This window comes from Rhodobacter capsulatus, from assembly GCF_052363175.1.
GTDB lineage: Bacteria > Pseudomonadota > Alphaproteobacteria > Rhodobacterales > Rhodobacteraceae > Rhodobacter > Rhodobacter capsulatus_D.
Genome location: NZ_CP198946.1, coordinates 511161 through 530032 on the forward strand (window position 1 = coordinate 511161; position 18872 = coordinate 530032).

The following is an 18872-nucleotide window of genomic DNA, read 5'->3' on the forward strand; positions in this document are numbered from 1 at the left end:
TCATCAACCAAACCGCGTTAACCATCTATCAACCTGAGCGGGTGTTTTGATGGTGGCGCGGACCTACACGGTGGCATTCGAGGGCGTCGAGGCCCGCACGGTCGAGGTGCAATGCGCCCTTGCCGCCGGGATGCCCAGTTTTGCCATCGTCGGCCTGCCTGACAAGGCGGTGTCCGAGGCGCGCGACCGTGTGCGGGCGGCGCTCGCGGCGCTGTCAATCGCGCTGCCGATGCGGCGGATCACGGTGAACCTGTCCCCCGCCGATCTGCCCAAGGAAGGCTCGCATTTCGACCTGCCGATCGCCATCGCGCTGCTGGCGGCGATCGAGGTCGTGCCCCGCGAAGAGGTCGAGGGGCTGGTGTCGATCGGGGAACTGGCGCTCGACGGCCGGATCGTGCCGGTCGTCGGCGCGCTGCCCGCGGCGATGGCGGCGGCGGCCGAGGATCGCGCCCTGATGTGTCCGAAACCCTGCGGCGCCGAGGCCGCCTGGGTCGCCGCGACGCAGGTTTTCGCCCCCGCAACCCTGACCGAGGCGCTGCGGCATCTGACCGGGCAGCAGCCGCTCGACCCGGCGCGGCCGGGTGAGGTGGAAACACCGCCCACCGCCCGCGATCTGCGCGACGTGAAGGGGCAGGAGCGGGCGAAACGCGCGCTGGAGATCGCCGCGGCGGGGCGGCATCATCTGTTCATGGCGGGGCCACCCGGTTCGGGCAAGTCGATGCTTGCGGCGCGGCTGCCCGGGATCCTGCCGCCGCTCTCGCCGCTGGAAGCCCTTGAAACCTCGATGGTGCATTCGCTCTCGGGGCTCTTGTCCGAAGGGGGGATTTCCCGAAATCGCCCGTTTCGCGAGCCGCATCACACGGCTTCCATGGCGGCGATGATCGGCGGCGGGCGCGGCGCACGGCCGGGCGAGGTGAGCCTTGCCCATAACGGCGTGCTCTTCATGGACGAGTTCCCGGAATTCCCCCGCCCGGTGCTGGAAACCCTGCGCCAGCCGATCGAGACCGGCGAGGTGGTGGTCGCCCGCGCCAATGCCCATGTGCGCTACCCCTGCCGGTTCCTGCTGGTGGCGGCGGCCAATCCCTGTCGGTGCGGCTATCTGGGCGATCCCGCCCGCGCCTGCGCCCGGGTGCCACAATGTGGCGAGGATTATCTGGGCCGGATTTCCGGCCCGTTGATGGACCGCTTCGATCTGCGCATCGAAGTGCCCGCCGTCGATTGGCGCGATCTGGACCTGCCCGCCGCGGGGGACAGTTCGGCCACGGTCGCGGCCCGGGTCGCGGCGGCACGCGCCATTCAGACCCGTCGTTTCGCCGATCATCCGCAGATCCGGGTGAATGCCGAGGCCGAAGGCGTGGTGCTCGACGAAATTGCTGCCCCCGACGCAGAGGGGCGGGAGCTTCTGGGCAAGGTCGCGGCACGCTTCGGGCTGACCGCGCGCGGCTATCACCGGGTGCTGCGCACGGCGCGGACGATTGCTGACCTTGAGGGCGCAGATCAGGTCCGCGCGCCCCACCTTGCCGAAGCGGTCAGCTATCGTCTGACCTTTGCGGCGGCGCGGTAAGCACGCGGGTCACGAAACGGGCGGTATCGCGCAGCGCGTCCCGTGCTTCGGGGATCAGCCCATCCATCATCTGCCAGGCATGCGGCACGCCGGGCCAAAGCTGCACCATGACCTCGGTGCCCGCCTTGCGCAGCTTTTCCTCCATCCGCAGCGCGTCGTCGGTCAGGATCTCGGTTTCCGAGGTCTGCAGCAGCACTGGGGGACAGTTGGGGAAGGCGGCAAAGATCGGCGAGGCCTCGGGGTCGTCGGCTGGATGGCCCTGCAGGTAGAACTGCGCGGCTTCGGGCAGACGATGTCCCGCCAGCATCGGGTCGGCATTGGCATTTTCGCGCACCGAGGGCGAAGATCCCGTCAGGTCGAACCAGGGCGAAAAGGCAAAGGCCCCCGCAGGCGGGGTGCCTTTGGCGCAAAGTTTCGCAAGCAGCGCAAAGGCCAGAGCCGCCCCCGCGCTGTCGCCCGAAAGGACCAGGTTTTCAGGCTTGTAACCTTGGGAAAGCAAGGCCTCCCAGACCGCTTCGGCTTCACGCAGCGCCGCTGGGAACGGATGCTCGGGCGCAAGGCTGTAGCTTGGCGCAATCACCGTGACCCGCGCCAGTTTGGCCAGCCGCGAGAGCATCGGCAGATGCGTCTGCGGGCTGCCGGCGATGAAGACGCCGCCGTGGAAATGCACCACGGCAACGCCCGTGCGCGGCGTGCCCGCCCGGATCGAGAGCGCAGACCGCCCCGCCAGATCGAGCGGCATCGCCACGCTGCCGGGTGCGGGGCGCAAAGCGATCCGGGTGAACCGCTCCATTGCCTCGCGCAGCTCGGCCGGGTCGGTCATCTTCGCCAACCGCGGCTTGGTGAACAGCCGCAGCCCGAGGGTCAGAAGATGCGCGCGCAGGCTCATCACAGACCCCGCTTTGCCTCGATCACCTGCCAGATCCTTTCGGCGACATTGGTGCCGTCGAACCGTTCCAGCTCCTGAATGCCGGTAGGCGAGGTGACGTTGATCTCGGTCAGCCAGTCGCCGATCACGTCGATGCCGACGAAGATCTGCCCCTTTTCGCGCAGGGTCGGACCGATCGCGGCACAGATTTCGCGTTCACGGTCCGTCAGTTGCGTCGGCTCCGGGCGGCCGCCCACATGCATGTTCGAGCGCGTCTCGCCCGCCGCAGGTACGCGGTTGATCGCGCCGACCGGCTCGCCGTCGATCAGGATGATGCGCTTGTCGCCCTTGACCACGGCCGGAACGTATTTCTGCACGATCATCGGCTCGCGGTTGATCGAGGTGAAGAGCTCGTGCAGCGAGGCCAGGTTGCGGTCGTTCGGGTCAAGCCGGAACACCCCGGCGCCGCCATTGCCGTAAAGCGGCTTCAGGATCACGTCGCCATGCTCGGCCTTGAAGTCCCGAATCACCGCCAGATCGCGGGCGATCAGCGTCGGCGGGGTCAGGTCGGGGAAGTCGAGGACCAGCAGTTTCTCGGGGTAGTTGCGCACCCAGAACGGGTCGTTGACGACCAGCGTCTTCGGATGGATCCGGTCGAGCAGATGCGTCGTGGTGATATAGCCCATGTCGAAGGGCGGATCCTGCCGCAGCCAGACCACATCCATCTCGGCCAGATCGAATTCTGCCTCGGTTCCCAGCGTGAAATGGTTGCCCTTCTCGCGCCGCACGGTCAGCGGCCAGCCCCGCGCCAGCACGCGCCCCTGCCGATAAATCAGCCGGTCCGGCGTGTAATAGAACAGCTCATGCCCGCGGGCCTGCGCTTCAAGCGCGATGCGGAACGTGCTGTCCCCGTCGATGTTGATGGCCGCGATCGGGTCCATCTGGAATGCAACTTTCAAGGCCATGACGCCCCCTTTCGTTGCCTCCTTGATGCCTTGCGCGCCCGGCCGATGCAATCGGCCTCAGTCGAACTGATAGGCGTTCTCAAGGATTTCGATCCGCCCCTGCGCATCCACCAGCGCCACGTCGAAGCGCCGATCAAGATTGGCGCAATCCGGTTGACCGGCGACGAATTCATCGGCGGAGATGCAGATCCGCTCCAGCTGTCGACGGCTCACCCGCTCGACCGCCCAGGCGTGGGTTTGAGCCCGTTTCACCTCGATGAAGACGACGGTGTCGCCGTCGCGTGCGATCAGGTCGATCTCGCCGCCATAGCGGCCACGCCAGCGATGTGCGGCGATCTTGCTGCCGCCGCGCTGATAATGCGCTTCAACCTGATGCTCGGCCGCAAGGCCGGAGTGATATGACAAGGCGCCGCTCATCCGTCCTTCTCCATCGCCAGGGCACGTTGATAAACCTCGCGCCGGGGCAGCCCCAGCATCTCGGCCACTTCCGCCGCCGCATCCTTCACGCTCATCCGCTGCAGGCGATCCCGCAGCGCTGCTTCGACATCTTCGGGTCCAAACCTTGGCGCCCGCGAGCGATCGACAAGCACGACAATCTCGCCCTTGATCGGTGTATCCGCGCAGCTTTCGACCAGATCGGCGAGGGTGCCGCGACGCACTTCCTCGAATCGTTTGGTCAATTCACGGCACAGCACCGCCTCTCGATCTGCGCCCAATTCTGAGGCCAGATCGGTTAACATGTCCCTAACGCGCTTTGGCGATTCATAGAAAACCAGCGTTGCGGGCACCTGCGCGAATTCGGCGATCCATTTGCGGCGGGCCTGCGCCGTGTTGGGCGGAAAGCCTGCAAACAGGAACCGGTCCGAGGGCAGGCCGGACACCGTCAGCGCCGCCAGAACCGCGGAAGGCCCCGGGGCCGCAAAGACCCGATGACCCGCCGCGATCGCGGCGCGGCCCAGCTGAAAGCCCGGATCTGCCACCAGCGGCGTGCCGGCTTCGGAGGCATAGGCCACTGCCTTGCCCTCGGCCAGCGCGGCGAGCAGCCGGGGCCGCACCGCCTCGCCATTGTGGTCGTGATAGGCGACGATCTGCCGCCCCCCGAGCGGGATGCCGTGAATGTCCATCAGATGGCGCAGGGTACGGGTGTCCTCGGCCGCAAGCAGATCCGCCTCGCGCAGGATGTCGAGGCCGCGCAGGGTGATGTCGCGGGCCGCGCCGATCGGCGTCGAGACGAAATGCAGACCCGGCGCGGGTTTGCGGCCCGCGGGCCCGTATTCCTCAAGCGGCGTCACCGGCGGGCCGAGGTCTTCATCAGGCTCTGTCATCGATCCGCCTACTGTTTCCGAGTCAAGTTTACTTCGTGCGGCGAAACGCTTACGGTTCGCCCAATTCCCCCGCCCAAACGGAGGCCGCTTTCATGTTCGCTGCTTTGCGCACCCCCCGCAACCCCCTGCTGATCTTCGTCACCCTGGTCTCCTCGCTGCTGCTGGCGGCGTGTGAGCCGGTCCCGGGTAGCGGCAACGGACCCAGCGTCGACAGTGGCGCGGCCGTTCCGGTGGCCCTTCTCGTGCCCGCAGGCTCGGGCAATACCGGTGACGAGACGCTTGCCGCTTCGCTCAAGCAGGCGGCGCAGCTGGCGATTTCCGATCTTAATGGCGTGAAGATCGACCTGCGCGTCTACAACACCGGCTCCAGCCCCGATCAGGCGGCTGCGATGGCGAGCAAGGCGGTGGATGAGGGCGCGAAGATCATTCTTGGCCCGGTCTTTGCCGAATCCGCGAATGCCGCCGGTCGGGCCGTCGCCAACCGCGGCGTGAGCGTGCTGTCCTTCTCGAACAACACCGACATCGCGGGCGGCAACGTCTTCGTGCTGGGCCCGACCTTCCCGAATACGGCCAATCGGTTGGCCAGCTTCGCCGCGGCGCAGGGCAAGCGCAACATCATGGTCGTGCATGACCAGACCCCCGCAGGCACGATCGGTGCCGGGGCGGTGCAGGTCGCTGTCGCCCGAGCGGGTGCCTCGGTGGCGGGCATCGCCTCCTATCCGTTCTCGCAGCAGGGCATCGTCGAGGCGATGCCGACGATCGCGGGCCGGGTGAAAGCCGGGGGCGTCGATGCGATCTTCCTGACCGCCGACACGGCAGGCGCCTTGCCGCTTCTGGCCGAGATGCTGCCCGACAATGGCGTCAACCCGGGGCAGGTCAAGTTCATCGGCCTGACGCGCTGGGACATTCCCTCGGCGACCCTGGCACTGCCGGGGCTGCAGGGCGGCTGGTTCGCGATGCCTGATCCGAACATGAACAACCGCTTCAAGGAGCGTTATGAGACCGCTTTCGGCGCCGCACCGCATCCGATCGCCGGGCTGGCTTATGACGGCATAGCGGCGATCGGCGCGCTGGTGAAATCGGGTCGCCCCGATCCGCTCAGCCGCGCCGCGCTGACCCAGCCCTCGGGCTTCGTCGGCGTGAACGGCATCTTCCGGCTGCGCCCCGATGGCACCAACGAGCGCGGCTTGGCCGTCGCCGAGATTCGCAACGGGCAGGCCGTCGTCATCGACGCCGCCCCCCGTTCCTTCGGCATGGCCGGGTTCTGATCCCGGCCGTTCCCCTCGCCGCAGAAAACCGCCGCCGAAAGGCCCCCAAGGATCATGAGACGCACGTGAGCGACAGCGCCAGAACCGCCCCGGCCGACACCGGGGCGAGCTTGCTTTTCGACCTTCCCGCCCTGACCGCCCGGCTTGATGCCAGTTTGCAAGGAACGGAACCGCGCAATATCCGCGCCGAGACGGTGCGCCTGCTCGTGGCCGAGCGCGACGCCGCCCTGCCGCAGATCGTGGCCGAGTTCGGTGATCACCCGCGCAAGGCGGGCGAGACCGTCGCCGCCTATGCCGCGATGACCGACGGGCTGGTGCGCGCCGTCTTTCACGTCGCCACGACCCGGCTGCATCCGTTGCAGGCCCCCACCGCGGCCGAGGGGATCTCGGTTCTGGCCGTTGGCGGCTATGGCCGCGCCGAGATGGCGCCCTTCTCTGATGTCGATCTGCTGTTTCTGACGCCGTGGAAGATCACTCCATGGGCGGAAAGCGTGATCGAAAGCATGCTCTACATGCTTTGGGATCTGAAGCTGAAGGTTGGCCATTCCTCACGCACGGTGGAAGACTGCATCCGCCTTGGCCGCGAGGATATCACGATCCGCACGGCGCTTCTGGAAAACCGCTACCTCGACGGCGATGCAGCCTTGGCAGAGCGGTTGAACCAGACCCTGCGCAACGATTTGTTCAAGGGCACCGGCCCCGAATTCATCGAGGCGAAACTGGCCGAGCGGTCCGAACGCCACCGCCGTCAGGGCGGGCAGCGCTATGTGCTTGAGCCCAATGTCAAGGAAGGCAAGGGCGGTCTGCGCGATCTGCAGACGCTCTACTGGATCGCGAAATATCTGCATGGGGTGAATGACACCGCCGATCTGGTCGGTCTGGGCGTCTTCACCGCCGAAGAATATGCGGTTTTTTACGAGGCCGAGGATTTCCTCTGGGCGGTGCGCTGCCATTTGCACCTGATCGCCAACCGCGCCGCCGACCAGCTGTCTTTCGATGCGCAGGTCGAGGTCGCCCGGCGCATGGGCTTTGCCGATACCGCGGGCCGCCGTGGCGTCGAGGTGTTCATGCAGCACTACTTCCGCCATGCGACGCGGGTGGGCGAGCTGACGCGGATCTTCCTCACCGTGCTTGAGGCCCAACATGCGAAACCGGCGCCGGTGCTGAAACGGCTGTTCCGCCGCAAGAAGCCGCTCAAGGCGCCGTTCTTCGATGACGTCTCGCGCGTCAACGTCGCCGATAGCCGGGCCTTTCTGGCCGATCCGCTGAACTTCCTGCGCATCTTCGAGGAAGCCCTGCGCACCAACATGCTGCTGCATCCCGATGCGATGCGGCTGATTGCGGCCAATCTTGATCGAGTCGACGATCAGCTGCGCGACAGCCGCGAGGCCTCGCATATCTTCCTTGACCTGCTGCTGCGACATGGCAACCCCGAGCGGGTGTTGCGGCGGATGAACGAGCTGGGCCTGCTGGCCGCCTATATTCCTGAATTCGAGCCGATCGTGGCGATGATGCAATTCAACATGTATCACAGCTACACGGTCGACGAGCATACCATCCAGTGCATCTCGACCTTGGCGCAGATCGAGCGGCGCGAGCTGATCGAAGAGCTGCCGCTCTCGTCGCATATCCTCGACGAGGGGGTGAACCGGCGGGTGCTTTATGTGGCGCTGCTGCTTCACGATATCGGCAAGGGCCGCCCCGAGGATCACTCGATCCTTGGCGCGCAGATCGCCCGCAAGGTCGCGCCGCGGCTGGCTTTGAACGCCGAAGAGTGCGAGACGGTCGAATGGCTCATTCGCCACCACCTGCTGATGTCGGACGTGGCGCAGAAGCGCGATCTGTCGGACCCGCGCACCATTCGCGATTTCGCCAAGCAGGTGAAGACGCGCAAGCGGCTGGATCTGCTGACCGTGCTGACTGTCTGCGATATCCGCGGCGTCGGGCCGAATGTCTGGAACAACTGGAAAGCGACGCTCTTGCGTCGGCTTTATTCCGACACCACCCGGGCGCTGGAACACGGGCTCGAGGCGGTGAACCGCGAGCAGCGCACCGACGAGGCGAAAAAGGCCCTGCGCGAGGCGCTGTTGGGCTGGGAGCCAAAAGACATCCGCACCGAACTGGCCCGCCATTACGACCCCTATTGGCAGGGGCTGGGCACGGCGACGCAGGCGATCTTCGCCGAGTTGCTGCGGGGTCTGGGCGATGACGAAATCCGCATCGACCTGCATCCCGACCCCGATCACGATGCCACGCGCGCGGCCTTTGCGCTGGCCGATCACCCGGGCATCTTCTCGCGGCTGGCGGGGGCGCTGGCGCTGGTGGGTGCCAACGTCGTTGATGCGCGGACCTATACCTCGAAAGACGGCTATGCGACCGCCGTCTTCTGGGTGCAGGACAGCGAAGGTCACCCCTACGAGGCCACGAAACTGACCCGTCTGCGCGGGATGATCGAGAAGACGCTGAAGGGCGAGGTGGTGGCCCGCGATGCGCTGAAGGATCGCGACAAGATCAAGAAGCGCGAACGCGAATTCCGCTTCCCGACCCATATCACCTTCGACAACGAGGGCTCGGACATCTACACGATCGTCGAGGTCGACACCCGCGACCGGCCGGGTCTGCTTTATGATCTGACCCGGGCGCTGGCGTCCTCGAACATCTACATCGCCTCGGCCGTGATCGCGACTTATGGCGCGCAGGTGGTCGATACTTTCTACGTCAAGGACATGTTCGGCCTGAAGCTGCATTCCGGCCAGCGGCAGGAGTCGCTTGAGAAACGGCTGCGCGATGCGATCATCCGCGGCGCCGAACGGGCAGGGCAGGCATGAAACCCATTCGACTGGTCCGCGGTTTTCTGACCGTGGGCGGCTGGACCTTCGGGTCCCGCCTTCTTGGCTTCGTTCGCGACATGATGATGGCGGCCTATCTTGGCTCCGGCCCGGTGGCCGAGGCCTTTCTGGTCGCCTTTTCGCTGCCCAACATGTTCCGCCGCTTCTTCGCCGAGGGCGCGTTCAACATGGCCTTCGTGCCGATGTTCGCGAAAAAGCTGGAGGGCGGCGAGGATGCGCTGGGCTTCGCCAAGGACGCCTTCAAGGGGCTGACGGCGGTTCTGCTCTTCTTCACCCTCCTTGGCACTTTGGCGATGCCCTGGCTTGTCTGGGCGATGGCCTCGGGCTTTGCCGGGGATCAGCGCTTTGATCTGGCCGTGCTCTATGGGCAGATCGGCTTTTCCTACATCCTCTTCATCTCGCTGGTGGCGCTACTGTCTGGCGTGCTGAATGCCTTTGGCCATTTCACCGAGGCCTCGCTGGTGCCGGTGCTGATGAACCTGATCTTCATCATCGCGATGTGGATGGCGGATTACGCGGGCTGGGACATGGGGCTGACGCTGGCCTGGACGGTGCCCATCACCGGCGTCGCGCAATTCGCGATGACCTGGATCTCGGCGCATCGGCTGGGCTACACGCTTTTGCCCGGCATTCCGCGCTTCACCCCGGAATTGAAGCGGCTCATGATCATCGCCGGACCTGCGGTTCTGGCGGGCGGTGTCGTGCAGGTGAACCTGATCGTCGGCCGTCAGGTGGCGTCTTTCACCGAGGGCGCGGTGGCCTGGCTCTCCTATGCCGACCGGCTCTATCAGCTGCCGCTGGGCGTCGTCGGCATCGCCATCGGCACGGTGCTTCTGCCGGTGCTGTCGCGCCACCTGCGCGCGGGCGAGCATGACCAGGCCCGCAACAGCTTTTCCCGCGGCGCCGAATTCGCGATCTTCCTGACGCTACCTGCCGCGGTGGCGCTCGTCGTGATCGCGACGCCGCTGATTTCGGTGCTTTACGATCGCGGCGCGTGGCAGCCCGAAGATACGACCGCCACGGCGCTGGCGCTGGCGGCCTATGGCCTCGGCCTGCCCGCCTTCGTGCTGCACAAGGTGCTGCAACCGCTTTACTATGCGCGCGAGGACAGCCGCAGCCCGTTCCGTTTCGCCGTCGTCTCGATGGTGGTGAACGCGGCTTTTGCCGTCGGCATGATGCCGGTGATGGGCTTCGTCGCGGCGGCTCTGGCCACGACGGTCTCGGGCTGGGTGATGGTCGGGCAACTGTGGTGGGGCGCACGCAAGATGGGCGACGCCGCCCGTCCTGATGCCCGGTTCTGGCGCCGGTTGTGGCGGATCGGCGTGGTCTCGTGCGTGATGGGGGTGCAGCTCTGGTTCACCGCCGACTTGCTCGCCCCGCAGCTGGCCCAGCACGGCGCCGCGCGCTGGGGGGCGCTGGGTATCTTGTGCGGTTCGGCCATTGCGCTTTACTTCGCGCTGGGGGCGGTCGTTGGGGCCTATGGTCTGGGCGAGCTGAAGGGCATGCTGCGCCGCCGTCGCGGTTGATCAGCGCTTGCGGATCTTGCGCAGCAGATGCCCCCAGCCCCCCGGGGCGACGAAGAAGCTGATCAGGAACCCGGCGCCGAAGCCCGAGAACTGGGCGATCCAGTCCGGCCCGGTGCCGAACAGCGCGCCAAAGACCAGCTGCAGCCCGGCCAGCATCCCGATCAGCGAAAACGCCCGCATCCGGTGCGGATGGCCTGCGCCAAGCCGCATCCAGAGGATCCAGGTGAAGGCGCCAATCAGCCCGTAGGCGCCGGGATAGCCGCCGATCAGCATCATCTGGGTGAAGGGCATCAGCGCATAGACCAGCGCGCCGAGCAGCGTCGAGCCGATGAAGACGGTCGCCACGGCCCAGCCCGGAAACACCTCGCCGACGAATTTGCCGATCGCCAGAATGAAAACCACGACCATCGCTGCATGGGTCAGGCTCAGATGGACAAAGGCATAGCTGACAAGCCGCAGCAGGTCATGCACCGACCAGAGCCCGATTTCGGCCATGTGGCGGAAGGTGACCGGATCGAAGCCCAGCTGCCCGAGGATCGCCAACCGCCAGCCCATCGCCTGCGATCCAAGCGCCCCGGTCGTGCCCAGAGCGAACAGGATCTCGGTCACGATGATCGGCGCGGCCAGCACCCAGACGACGGGCGGCAGCGGGTTGACCGGGTGTTCGTCATGGCCGTGGTGCATTGTCCCTCCTTTTGGGCGCTCATTGACGCCCCGCGCCCTTTAGCGATAAGCGCAAGACATCCGAATTTCCAGCCCGGAGCGCCCAGATGTCCGAACAGTCGCAACCTACCCCCGAAGAGATCAACGCCAAGTTCACGCCGCGGATCTTTTCCGGCATCCAGCCCTCGGGCAACCTGACGCTGGGCAATTATCTGGGGGCGCTGAAGCGGTTCGCCGAAAAGCAGAACGAAGGCATCGAGACGATCTATTGCCTTGTCGATCTGCACGCGATCACCGTCTGGCAAGACCCCGAAGCGCTGAAGAAACAGACCCGCGAGGCGGCGGCGGCCTTCATCGCCTCGGGCATCGATCCCGAGCGCTCGGTGCTGTTCAATCAATCGCAGGTCTCGGGCCATGCGGAGCTGGGCTGGCTTTTGAACTGTGTCGCGCGGATGGGCTGGATGAACCGCATGACGCAGTGGAAGGACAAGGCGGGCAAGAACGCCGAAAAGCAGTCGCTGGGTCTGTTCGCCTATCCCTCGCTGATGGCGGCGGACATCCTGCTTTACCACGCCACGATGGTGCCGGTGGGCGAGGATCAGAAGCAGCATGTGGAACTGTGCCGCGACATCGCCGCGAAGTTCAACCATGACTACGGTGTCGACTTCTTCCCGGCGCCGCTGCCGCTGATCGAAGGCGTCGCGACGCGGGTGATGAGCCTGCGCGACGGCTCGAAGAAGATGTCGAAATCGGACCCGTCCGATGCGAGCCGGATCAACCTGACCGACGACGCCGATACGATCGCGAAGAAGTTCCGCAAGGCGGTGACCGATCCCGAGCCGCTGCCCGACAGCCTTGAAGGGCTTGAAGGCCGGGCCGAGGCGCGCAACCTCGTGAACATCTATGCGGCGCTGGCCGACAAGACCCCCGCCGAGGTGATTGCCGAATATGCCGGGCAGGGTTTTGGCACCTTCAAACCGGCGCTCGCCGATCTTGCGGTTTCGAAGCTGGAACCGATCTCGACCGAGATGAGCCGGTTGATGAACGACCCGGCCGAGATCGACCGGATTCTGGGCAAGGGCGCAGACAAGGCCGATGCGATCGCCCAACCGATCCTGCAAAAGACGCTTGAGATCATGGGGATGATCCGCTCGCGGTAAGCGACAGAGGCGGGGGGCTCTGCCCCCGCACCCCCGGGATATTTGAGGCAAGATAAAAGGCAGTCTCTTTATCTTGCCCCAAATATCTCGGGGGGTGACTGACCGAAGGTCAGAGGGGGGCAGCGCCCCCCCTGCGCCGGTGCAGCTTTCGCCTCGGCCCGGGGATAAAGCCGCGCCATCGTCACGCCGCGCGCGAGGTTCAGGACCATCAGCGCCGCCCAGAGCCCGTGATTGCCAAAGGCCGGGATCAGGGCACAAAGCGCGGCGATGTAGATCGTCACAGAAAGCAGCATCGCATTGCGCATCTCGCGGGTCAGCGTCGCGCCGATGAAGATGCCGTCGAACATCCAGGCGGCGATGCCGAGGAGCGGCGCCAATCCCATCCAGGGCAGGTAGTGCCGGGCCGTTTCCCGCACCTCGGGCGCCGTGGTCATCGTGTCGATGATCATGCCGCCGAAGAGCAGGAAGGCTGCCGCCAAGAGCGCCGCGCCGCCTGCGCCCCATTGCGCGGCAACGATTGCCGCGCGGCGCAAGCGGGCGGGGGAGCGGGCGCCGACCGCCTGTCCGACCAGACTTTCCGCCGCAAAGGCAAAGCCGTCGAGGGCATAGGCGGTGATCTCCAGAAACTGCAGCAGCACCTGATTGGCGGCCAGTTTCACATCGCCCTGACCTGCGCCCAGAAACAGGAAGGTGGTGAAGCTGCCCTGCAGGATCACCGAGCGGATCATGATGTCGGTGTTGACCCGCGCCATCTGCCTGAGCGGGGCCGCGGCAAGGATCACAGCCCTGCTCAGCCCCGGCACGAGGGCCGAGCGGGCGAGCCAGAGCGCCAGCACCAGCCCCGAGAGTTCGGCGATCAGCGTGGCCGCCGCCACCCCCTTCACGCCAAGCCCGAGACCAAGCACGAACCAGAGATCAAGGCCGACGTTCAGCCCGTTCATCAGGAGTTGCAGCACCAGCACGGCGCGGGTGCGTTCGAGTGCGATCAGCCAGCCGGTGAAGGCGTAAAGCGAGATCGTGGCAGGGGCGCCCCAGATCCGGATCGACAGATAGTCGTGGGCAAGCGTCTCGACCTCGGGCGAGGCGAGGGCGATCTGGAAAGCTGCCCAGAGGACCGGGGAGTGCAGCACGATCAGGCTCAGCCCCGCCAGCCAGCCGATCAGGACCGCGCGAATGAGCCCGGCCGAGACCTCAAGGCTGTCACCCTCGCCGCGCGCCTGCGCGACAAGCCCCGTGGTGCCCATGCGCAGGAAGCCGAAGATCCAGTAGACCGAGGCCAGCACCACGGCGCCGATGCCGACGGCACCAATCGGCGCGGCCTGTCCCATCTGGCCGACGACGGCCGTATCGACCGCGCCCAGAAGCGGCACGGTCGCATTCGAGATCACGATCGGAAGCGCAATGCGCAGCACCCGGCCGTGGCTGATCTGGTTCATTCCTCGCGGTCCGGCATCAGGAAATGCCCGGTCGCCTGCGCGAAGAGTTTCGCGCGGTTGTCCTGCCAGGCTTCGACATGCACCGAGGCATAGCGCCGACCCGAGCGGTTCACCCGCGCCCGCGCATAGGCATCGCGCGGCAGGCCGGAGCGCAGGTAATCGACGGTGAAATCGATCGTCTTCGGCAGCCGCGGCAAGACCGGATCGGGGGCGGAGAGGTCGATCAGACCGGCCTCCATATCCTCCCACAAAAGCGTCCACGACAGTTCCATGATCGCCGCGACTTCGAGGAAAGCCGCGGTCACGCCGCCGTGGATCGCCGGGATCAGCGGGTTGCCGATCAGCTTGTCGTCATAGCGCATCACCGCGGTCAATTCGTCGCCGCGACGGTCGAATTCGATGCCGAGGAACTGGATATAGGGCACGCCCGAGACGAGCGCGCGCAGGGCCGCATCGCGACGGCCCTTGACCACCTGAACGGGTTCGGGTTTCGGGCGGCTCATTGCGCACCGCCTTTCGGGCGTTCGACGGTAAAGGCGCCGGTGGCCGAGGCGACGGGCAGGCCCGCTTCCTCGTCATGGGCCGTCGCCCGCAAAAACGCCACGCTACGGGTGATGTGATAGACCTCGGCCCGGGCGGTGATGCGCTGGCGCGGCGTCGCCGCGCGCATGTAATCGATGCGCAGATCGATGGTTGCGGTGCCAGCGGGCGCCTCGGGGTGGCTCATCACCGCAGCCCCGCAGCAGGTGTCCAAAAGCGCCGAGACCGCGCCGCCGTGAATGACCCCGGTGCGCGGATCGCCCACCAGATCTTCGCGCCAGTCCATCGACAGTTCCGCCGCGCCGCCGCCGATCGCGTCAAGCCGCATCCCCAGCGCGCGGGCATGCGGGATCGCCTCGATGAACATCCGCGCCTGTTTCAGCTTTGCCTCGTCCATGTGCCCTCCGATTTCGGCCACGATGCCGTGACGTTGCGACCAAGGCAAGCCACACGCGGCGCGAGAGAGGTTGATGCTGCGTCAACCGCGCGTTAGCTTCGCCCGCGAGGGGGACGCACCATGGGATATCACGTCGAGCTTGTCGCAAGTCCATCCCGCCCTATCGGCTGGGCCGAACTGGCCCTCGCGGGGGAGGCGTTGGGCTGGGATGCCGATGAGAAGGAACAGGAACTGCGGCTTGAACCGGAGGGGAAGCTTGTCGCGCGGGTTGTCCTGTCGGATGGAGAAGCCTGGATCAAGACGCCGGACGACGTGGCGTTGACTGCGGTCATTGCGTTGGCAGAGAAGATGGGGTTGCGCGCGCGCGGCGACGAATTCGAATCTTATCGCAGCCTGAACGAATGGTATATCCATCCCGATGACGAGATGTTGCGTGCACGCCCGCCGACGCTGGCGGCCTCTCCGTCAGCGCAGAGGCTGCTGCGTCAGCGCCAGATGATCAATTTCGCCAAGCTTGCGGTGCTCGTCGTGATGTTCCTAGGTTTCGCGATCAAGGCGTGGAAGGAGTTCCAATGACCGAGCCAAGTCGCATGAGCTTCAAGGAAATGTGCGCGCGCTTCGACGTCACGCCGCGAACGCTGCGCTATTACGAATATATCGAGCTGCTGGCGCCGCAGAAGGAAGGCCGGGCCCGGTTCTATGGCCCGCGCGAAGTGGCGCGGATGACGCTGATCCTGCGCGGACGCCGCTTCGGCTTCAGCCTGGAAGAGCTGCGGCAGTGGCTCTTGATCTACGATCATCAGGGCACCGAGGCGCAGAACCGCGCCTGGATCGAACTGGCCGACCGGCAGCTGGGCGTTCTGGGCAAGCAGCTTGACGAGCTGCAGGCGGCGATCACCGACCTGCGCGCGCTGCGCGACGATGTCGCCCGGATCCTCACCGACTGACCTCGAATCGGCCTTCTTTCAGGGCCATCTTTTCCGCTGTGCGATCGCTTTGCCCGCCCGTTGCGGGTAACGGAATTTCCATTTTCCTGCGCTTTTCTGTCTGACATTACGTCAACGTCACCGTGACGCGACGTTACAGTGACGCGAACGTAAACCAAACTTGTAATGTGATGGTGGAAACTCGATCTGCCGCCTTACGTTACGCAAAGGGAAGCAAGGGGCGGCACGATGAGTGACGACATGATGACGATCCGCGAGATGTGCGATGCGTTCGAGGTGACGCCCCGCACCTTGCGGTTCTACGAGGCGAAGGAGCTGCTGTTTCCGGTCCGCGAGGGGCAGAAACGGCTGTTCACCCGGCGCGACCGGGCGCGGTTGAAACTGATCCTGCGCGGCAAGCGCTTCGGCTTCAGCCTCGAGGATATTCGCCAGCTGCTGGACCTTTATGACATGGGGGACCAGCAGAAGACGCAGATGGCCGAGACGCTGAAACTGGCGCGTCAGAGGCTGAGGGAGATGGAGCGTCAGCGCGACGAACTCGGTCAGGCGATCGAGGAGTTGGCGACGCAGATTGCCTGGGGCGAGGAGAGGCTGGCGGAGTAGGCCGCGCTCCTTTCCCGGGTCGGAGGGAAAAGGGAGAGACCCATGCCGAGCTATACCGCGAACATCCGTGACATGCAGTTCGTGCTGCACGAGCTGCTGAACGTCTCCGGGCAGGATGTGCCCGGCTATGCCGATCTGGAGCGTGAGTTCACCGAGGCCGTGCTGGACGCGGCGGGCAAGGTGGCCTCCGAGGTGCTGGCGCCGCTGAATGCGGTGGGCGACACGCAGGGCTGCAAGCTGGAAAACGGCACCGTGCGCACGCCCGCTGGCTTCGACAAGGCTTTTGCCGCGATGAAGGAAGGCGGCTGGACCGCGCTGGATTGCAACCCCGATTACGGCGGGCAGGGGATGCCCTATGTGATCAACTGCGCTGTCGGCGAGATGTTCGTTTCGGCCAACATGGCTTTCAACATGTATCAGGGCCTGACGCATGGCGCCGTTTCGGCGATCGAGGCGCATGGCACCGAGGACCAGAAGGCGACCTATCTGCCGAAAATGGTGGCCTGCGACTGGACCGGGACGATGAACCTGACCGAGCCGCATTGCGGCACCGATCTGGGGCTGTTGCGCACCAAGGCCGAGCCGCAGGCGGATGGCAGCTACAAGATCACCGGCACGAAGATCTTCATCTCGGCGGGCGAGCATGATCTGGCCGAGAACATCATCCATCTGGTGCTGGCCAAGGCGCCGGGCGGCGGCGAGGGGACGAAGGGGATTTCGCTCTTCATCGTGCCGAAATTCCTTGTGAATGCCGATGGCTCGCTGGGCGCCCGCAATGCGGTGAGCGTCGGCAAGGTCGAGCACAAGATGGGCATTCACGGCTCGGCGACCTGCGTGATGAATTATGACGGCGCGACCGGCTATCTGCTCGGTGATCTGCACAAGGGCATGCGCGCGATGTTCACGATGATGAACGAGGCGCGGCTGGGCGTGGGTCTGCAGGGCTATGCGGTGGCCGAGGCCGCCTATCAGAACGCGCTGGCCTATGCGAAGGACCGTCTGCAGGGCCGCGCCGTGACCGGCATCGCCAACCCCGCAGGTGCGGCCGATCCCTTGATCGTGCATCCCGACATTCGCCGGTCGCTGATGGATCAGAAAAGCTTCCTCGAAGGCGCGCGGGCCTTCACCTATTGGGGGGCGACGCTGATCGACCGCGCGCATGGGCTGCAGGACGCGGGGGCCGAGGGGCTGATCTCGCTGATGACGCCGGTGATCAAGGGCTTCCTGACCGACAAGGGCTTCGAGACCTGCGTGCTGGCGCAGCAGGTCTGGGGCGGGCATGGCTATATCGAAGAACAGGGGATGAGCCAGTTCGTCCGCGATGCCCGGATCACGATGATCTACGAAGGCGCGAACGGGGTGCAGGCGCTGGACCTTGTCGGGCGCAAGCTCGCGGCCGAGGGTGGCAAGCCGCTGATGGGCTTCTTCGAGATGGTCAAGGCCGAGTGCAAGGCGCATGACGGCGATGACCGGATGAAGCCTTTCACCGATGCGCTGAAGGTTGCCTCGAAGCAGATGCAGGCGGCGGGGATGTTCTTCCTGCAGAATGCTGCGAAGAACCCGGATGCGGCGCTCTCGGGCAGCTACGACTTCATGCATCTGATGGGGCATGTCTGCCTTGGCCTGATGTGGACGCGGATGGCGGCGGCGGCGCATGCGGCGCTGGACGGCGGGGCCTCGGATCGGGCCTTCTACGAGGCGAAGATCACCACCGGGCGCTATTACATGGCGCGGCACCTGCCCGCCTGCGCCTTGCATCTGGCGCGGATCGAAAGCGGTTCGGAGACGGTGATGGGGCTGTCGGTCGAGCAGTTCTGAGAGCGCGCGGATTTCGCCGCGGGCTTGCGCCCGAGGCGACTCGCCGGGGGCTCCGCCCCCGGACCACCGGCGTATTTGAACCACGAAAAAGCCTTGCCGGGTTTCGAGGTTCGGAAATTGAAGAGGGGCCCTTCCGTCGCCGGAGGGCCCCTTTCTTTTGAAATGGCGGAACGATCAGCGGCGCGGATCGTGGCTGTCGTCTTAATCCTCGTCGTCGTCGCCATGCGGCAGGTTGAAGAAGCTGTCGGCATCCGAGAAGTCTTTCGGATCCTCCACCTCTTCGTCGCGCGGATCGAGGCCGAAGCCCTCGATGCCGGTGCCCGGCAGGCGCGGTTCGGTGCTCATGCCGAGGCTCTGCTCGGTCGACACCAGTTTGCGGCGCTCGTCATCGCTCATCACGCCATCGGCGGCGCGTTTCTTCGCGGCCTTCTGCACTTCGCTGTCGAGTTCTGACTGACGGCACAGACCCAGCGCGACCGGGTCGATCGCGGTCATCGAACCGATGTTCCAATGCGTGCGCTCGCGGATCGAGGCGATCGTCGGTTTCGTCGTGCCGACCAGACGGGCGATCTGCGCATCGGCAAGCTCGGGGTGGAACTTCACCAGCCAGAGGATCGCATTCGGCCGGTCCTGACGCTTCGACAGCGGCGTGTAACGCGGGCCGCGGCGCTTGTCCTCGCCCACGGCGGCGGCATTGAACTTGAGCCGCAGCTTGTAGATCGGGTCTTTCTCGCCCTTTTCGATCTCGCGCGGGTCGAGCTGGTTCGAGCCGACCGGATCGAAGCCCTTCACCCCCACTGCAACGTCGCCATCCGCAATCCCCTGCACCTCGAGCTCATGCATGCCGCAGAAATCGGCGATCTGCTTGAAGGTCAGGGTCGTATTGTCCACGAGCCAAACGGCGGTGGCCTTCGCCATCAGGGGCTTGTTCGTCATCGGAGCG

18 protein-coding genes are annotated in these 18872 nt (G+C 65.6%); 9 read left to right on the forward strand and 9 right to left on the reverse strand.

What is annotated here, in order from left to right:
- Positions 1 to 49 precede the first annotated feature (49 nt).
- Positions 50 to 1564 carry a YifB family Mg chelatase-like AAA ATPase gene (locus ACTTAI_RS03300; RefSeq protein WP_444454274.1) on the forward strand — a complete coding sequence of 505 codons (1515 nt, stop codon included), beginning with the start codon at positions 50 to 52 and terminating at the stop codon, positions 1562 to 1564.
- Here the strand turns inward: ACTTAI_RS03300 and ACTTAI_RS03305 are convergent.
- The 4 genes from ACTTAI_RS03305 to rsmI are packed head-to-tail and all read right to left on the reverse strand — an operon-like array spanning position 1530 to position 4722.
- Positions 1530 to 2453 (reverse strand): alpha/beta hydrolase, encoded by a 924-nt coding sequence (locus ACTTAI_RS03305; protein WP_444454276.1) that lies wholly within the window; start codon positions 2451 to 2453, stop codon positions 1530 to 1532. The two genes, ACTTAI_RS03300 and ACTTAI_RS03305, sit on opposite strands and share 35 nt — an antisense overlap.
- Positions 2453 to 3397 carry a glutathione synthase gene (gene gshB, locus ACTTAI_RS03310; protein WP_444454278.1) on the reverse strand — a complete coding sequence of 315 codons (945 nt, stop codon included), beginning with the start codon at positions 3395 to 3397 and terminating at the stop codon, positions 2453 to 2455. The genes ACTTAI_RS03305 and gshB overlap by 1 nt, the downstream gene beginning before the upstream one ends.
- A gap of 57 nt (positions 3398 to 3454) precedes the next feature.
- Positions 3455 to 3814: a YraN family protein gene (locus ACTTAI_RS03315; protein ID WP_444454280.1), complete on the reverse strand. Its 360-nt coding sequence runs from the start codon at positions 3812 to 3814 to the stop codon at positions 3455 to 3457.
- On the reverse strand, positions 3811 to 4722 hold the full coding sequence (gene rsmI / locus ACTTAI_RS03320; RefSeq protein WP_444454282.1) for a 16S rRNA (cytidine(1402)-2'-O)-methyltransferase: 912 nt from the start codon (positions 4720 to 4722) through the stop codon (positions 3811 to 3813). Before rsmI ends, ACTTAI_RS03315 begins: the two co-directional genes overlap by 4 nt.
- Before the next feature lie 92 nt (positions 4723 to 4814).
- On the opposite strand from rsmI, the gene ACTTAI_RS03325 reads away from it, so the two are divergent.
- The 3 genes from ACTTAI_RS03325 to murJ all read left to right on the forward strand — a co-directional run bounded on the left by ACTTAI_RS03325 (position 4815) and on the right by murJ (position 10365).
- Positions 4815 to 5990 carry a penicillin-binding protein activator gene (locus ACTTAI_RS03325; protein WP_444454284.1) on the forward strand — a complete coding sequence of 392 codons (1176 nt, stop codon included), beginning with the start codon at positions 4815 to 4817 and terminating at the stop codon, positions 5988 to 5990.
- 65 nt (positions 5991 to 6055) lie between these two features.
- Positions 6056 to 8818: a [protein-PII] uridylyltransferase gene (locus ACTTAI_RS03330; RefSeq protein WP_444454286.1), complete on the forward strand. Its 2763-nt coding sequence runs from the start codon at positions 6056 to 6058 to the stop codon at positions 8816 to 8818.
- Positions 8815 to 10365, forward strand: a complete 1551-nt coding sequence (gene murJ / locus ACTTAI_RS03335; RefSeq protein WP_444454287.1) for a murein biosynthesis integral membrane protein MurJ — start codon at positions 8815 to 8817, stop codon at positions 10363 to 10365. The genes ACTTAI_RS03330 and murJ overlap by 4 nt, the downstream gene beginning before the upstream one ends.
- Here murJ and ACTTAI_RS03340 read toward each other — a convergent pair whose 3' ends face one another.
- Positions 10366 to 11049, reverse strand: a complete 684-nt coding sequence (locus tag ACTTAI_RS03340; RefSeq protein WP_444454289.1) for a rhomboid family intramembrane serine protease — start codon at positions 11047 to 11049, stop codon at positions 10366 to 10368.
- Between the two features lie 86 nt (positions 11050 to 11135).
- On the opposite strand from ACTTAI_RS03340, the gene trpS reads away from it, so the two are divergent.
- A complete protein-coding gene (gene trpS / locus ACTTAI_RS03345) occupies positions 11136 to 12188 on the forward strand; it encodes a tryptophan--tRNA ligase (protein ID WP_444454291.1) in 1053 nt (350 codons plus the stop codon).
- A gap of 68 nt (positions 12189 to 12256) precedes the next feature.
- Here the strand turns inward: trpS and ACTTAI_RS03350 are convergent, their stop codons facing one another.
- From ACTTAI_RS03350 to ACTTAI_RS03360, 3 genes are read right to left on the reverse strand one after another with little or no spacing between them, the layout of a single operon-like run.
- Positions 12257 to 13624, reverse strand: a complete 1368-nt coding sequence (locus tag ACTTAI_RS03350; RefSeq protein WP_444454293.1) for an MATE family efflux transporter — start codon at positions 13622 to 13624, stop codon at positions 12257 to 12259.
- Positions 13621 to 14127 (reverse strand): PaaI family thioesterase, encoded by a 507-nt coding sequence (locus ACTTAI_RS03355; protein ID WP_444454295.1) that lies wholly within the window; start codon positions 14125 to 14127, stop codon positions 13621 to 13623. Before ACTTAI_RS03355 ends, ACTTAI_RS03350 begins: the two co-directional genes overlap by 4 nt.
- Positions 14124 to 14561, reverse strand: a complete 438-nt coding sequence (locus tag ACTTAI_RS03360; RefSeq protein ID WP_444454297.1) for a PaaI family thioesterase — start codon at positions 14559 to 14561, stop codon at positions 14124 to 14126. Before ACTTAI_RS03360 ends, ACTTAI_RS03355 begins: the two co-directional genes overlap by 4 nt.
- Positions 14562 to 14681: 120 nt before the next feature.
- On the opposite strand from ACTTAI_RS03360, the gene ACTTAI_RS03365 reads away from it, so the two are divergent.
- The 4 genes from ACTTAI_RS03365 (at position 14682) to ACTTAI_RS03380 (ending at position 17929) form a co-directional block, all read left to right on the forward strand.
- A complete protein-coding gene (locus ACTTAI_RS03365; protein ID WP_444454299.1) occupies positions 14682 to 15137 on the forward strand; it encodes a hypothetical protein in 456 nt (151 codons plus the stop codon).
- Positions 15134 to 15508 carry a MerR family transcriptional regulator gene (locus tag ACTTAI_RS03370; protein WP_444454301.1) on the forward strand — a complete coding sequence of 125 codons (375 nt, stop codon included), beginning with the start codon at positions 15134 to 15136 and terminating at the stop codon, positions 15506 to 15508. The genes ACTTAI_RS03365 and ACTTAI_RS03370 overlap by 4 nt, the downstream gene beginning before the upstream one ends.
- A 228-nt stretch (positions 15509 to 15736) precedes the next feature.
- Positions 15737 to 16111, forward strand: a complete 375-nt coding sequence (locus ACTTAI_RS03375) for a MerR family transcriptional regulator (protein WP_444454303.1) — start codon at positions 15737 to 15739, stop codon at positions 16109 to 16111.
- Between the two features lie 42 nt (positions 16112 to 16153).
- The gene (locus ACTTAI_RS03380; RefSeq protein WP_444454305.1) at positions 16154 to 17929 is read left to right on the forward strand and encodes an acyl-CoA dehydrogenase C-terminal domain-containing protein; all 1776 of its coding nucleotides are present in this window, start codon (positions 16154 to 16156) and stop codon (positions 17927 to 17929) included.
- A gap of 201 nt (positions 17930 to 18130) precedes the next feature.
- Here the strand turns inward: ACTTAI_RS03380 and ACTTAI_RS03385 are convergent, their stop codons facing one another.
- Entirely contained in the window at positions 18131 to 18865 is a 735-nt protein-coding gene (locus tag ACTTAI_RS03385; RefSeq protein ID WP_444454307.1) for a DUF1013 domain-containing protein, read from the reverse strand.
- Between the last annotated feature and the right edge of the window lie 7 nt (positions 18866 to 18872).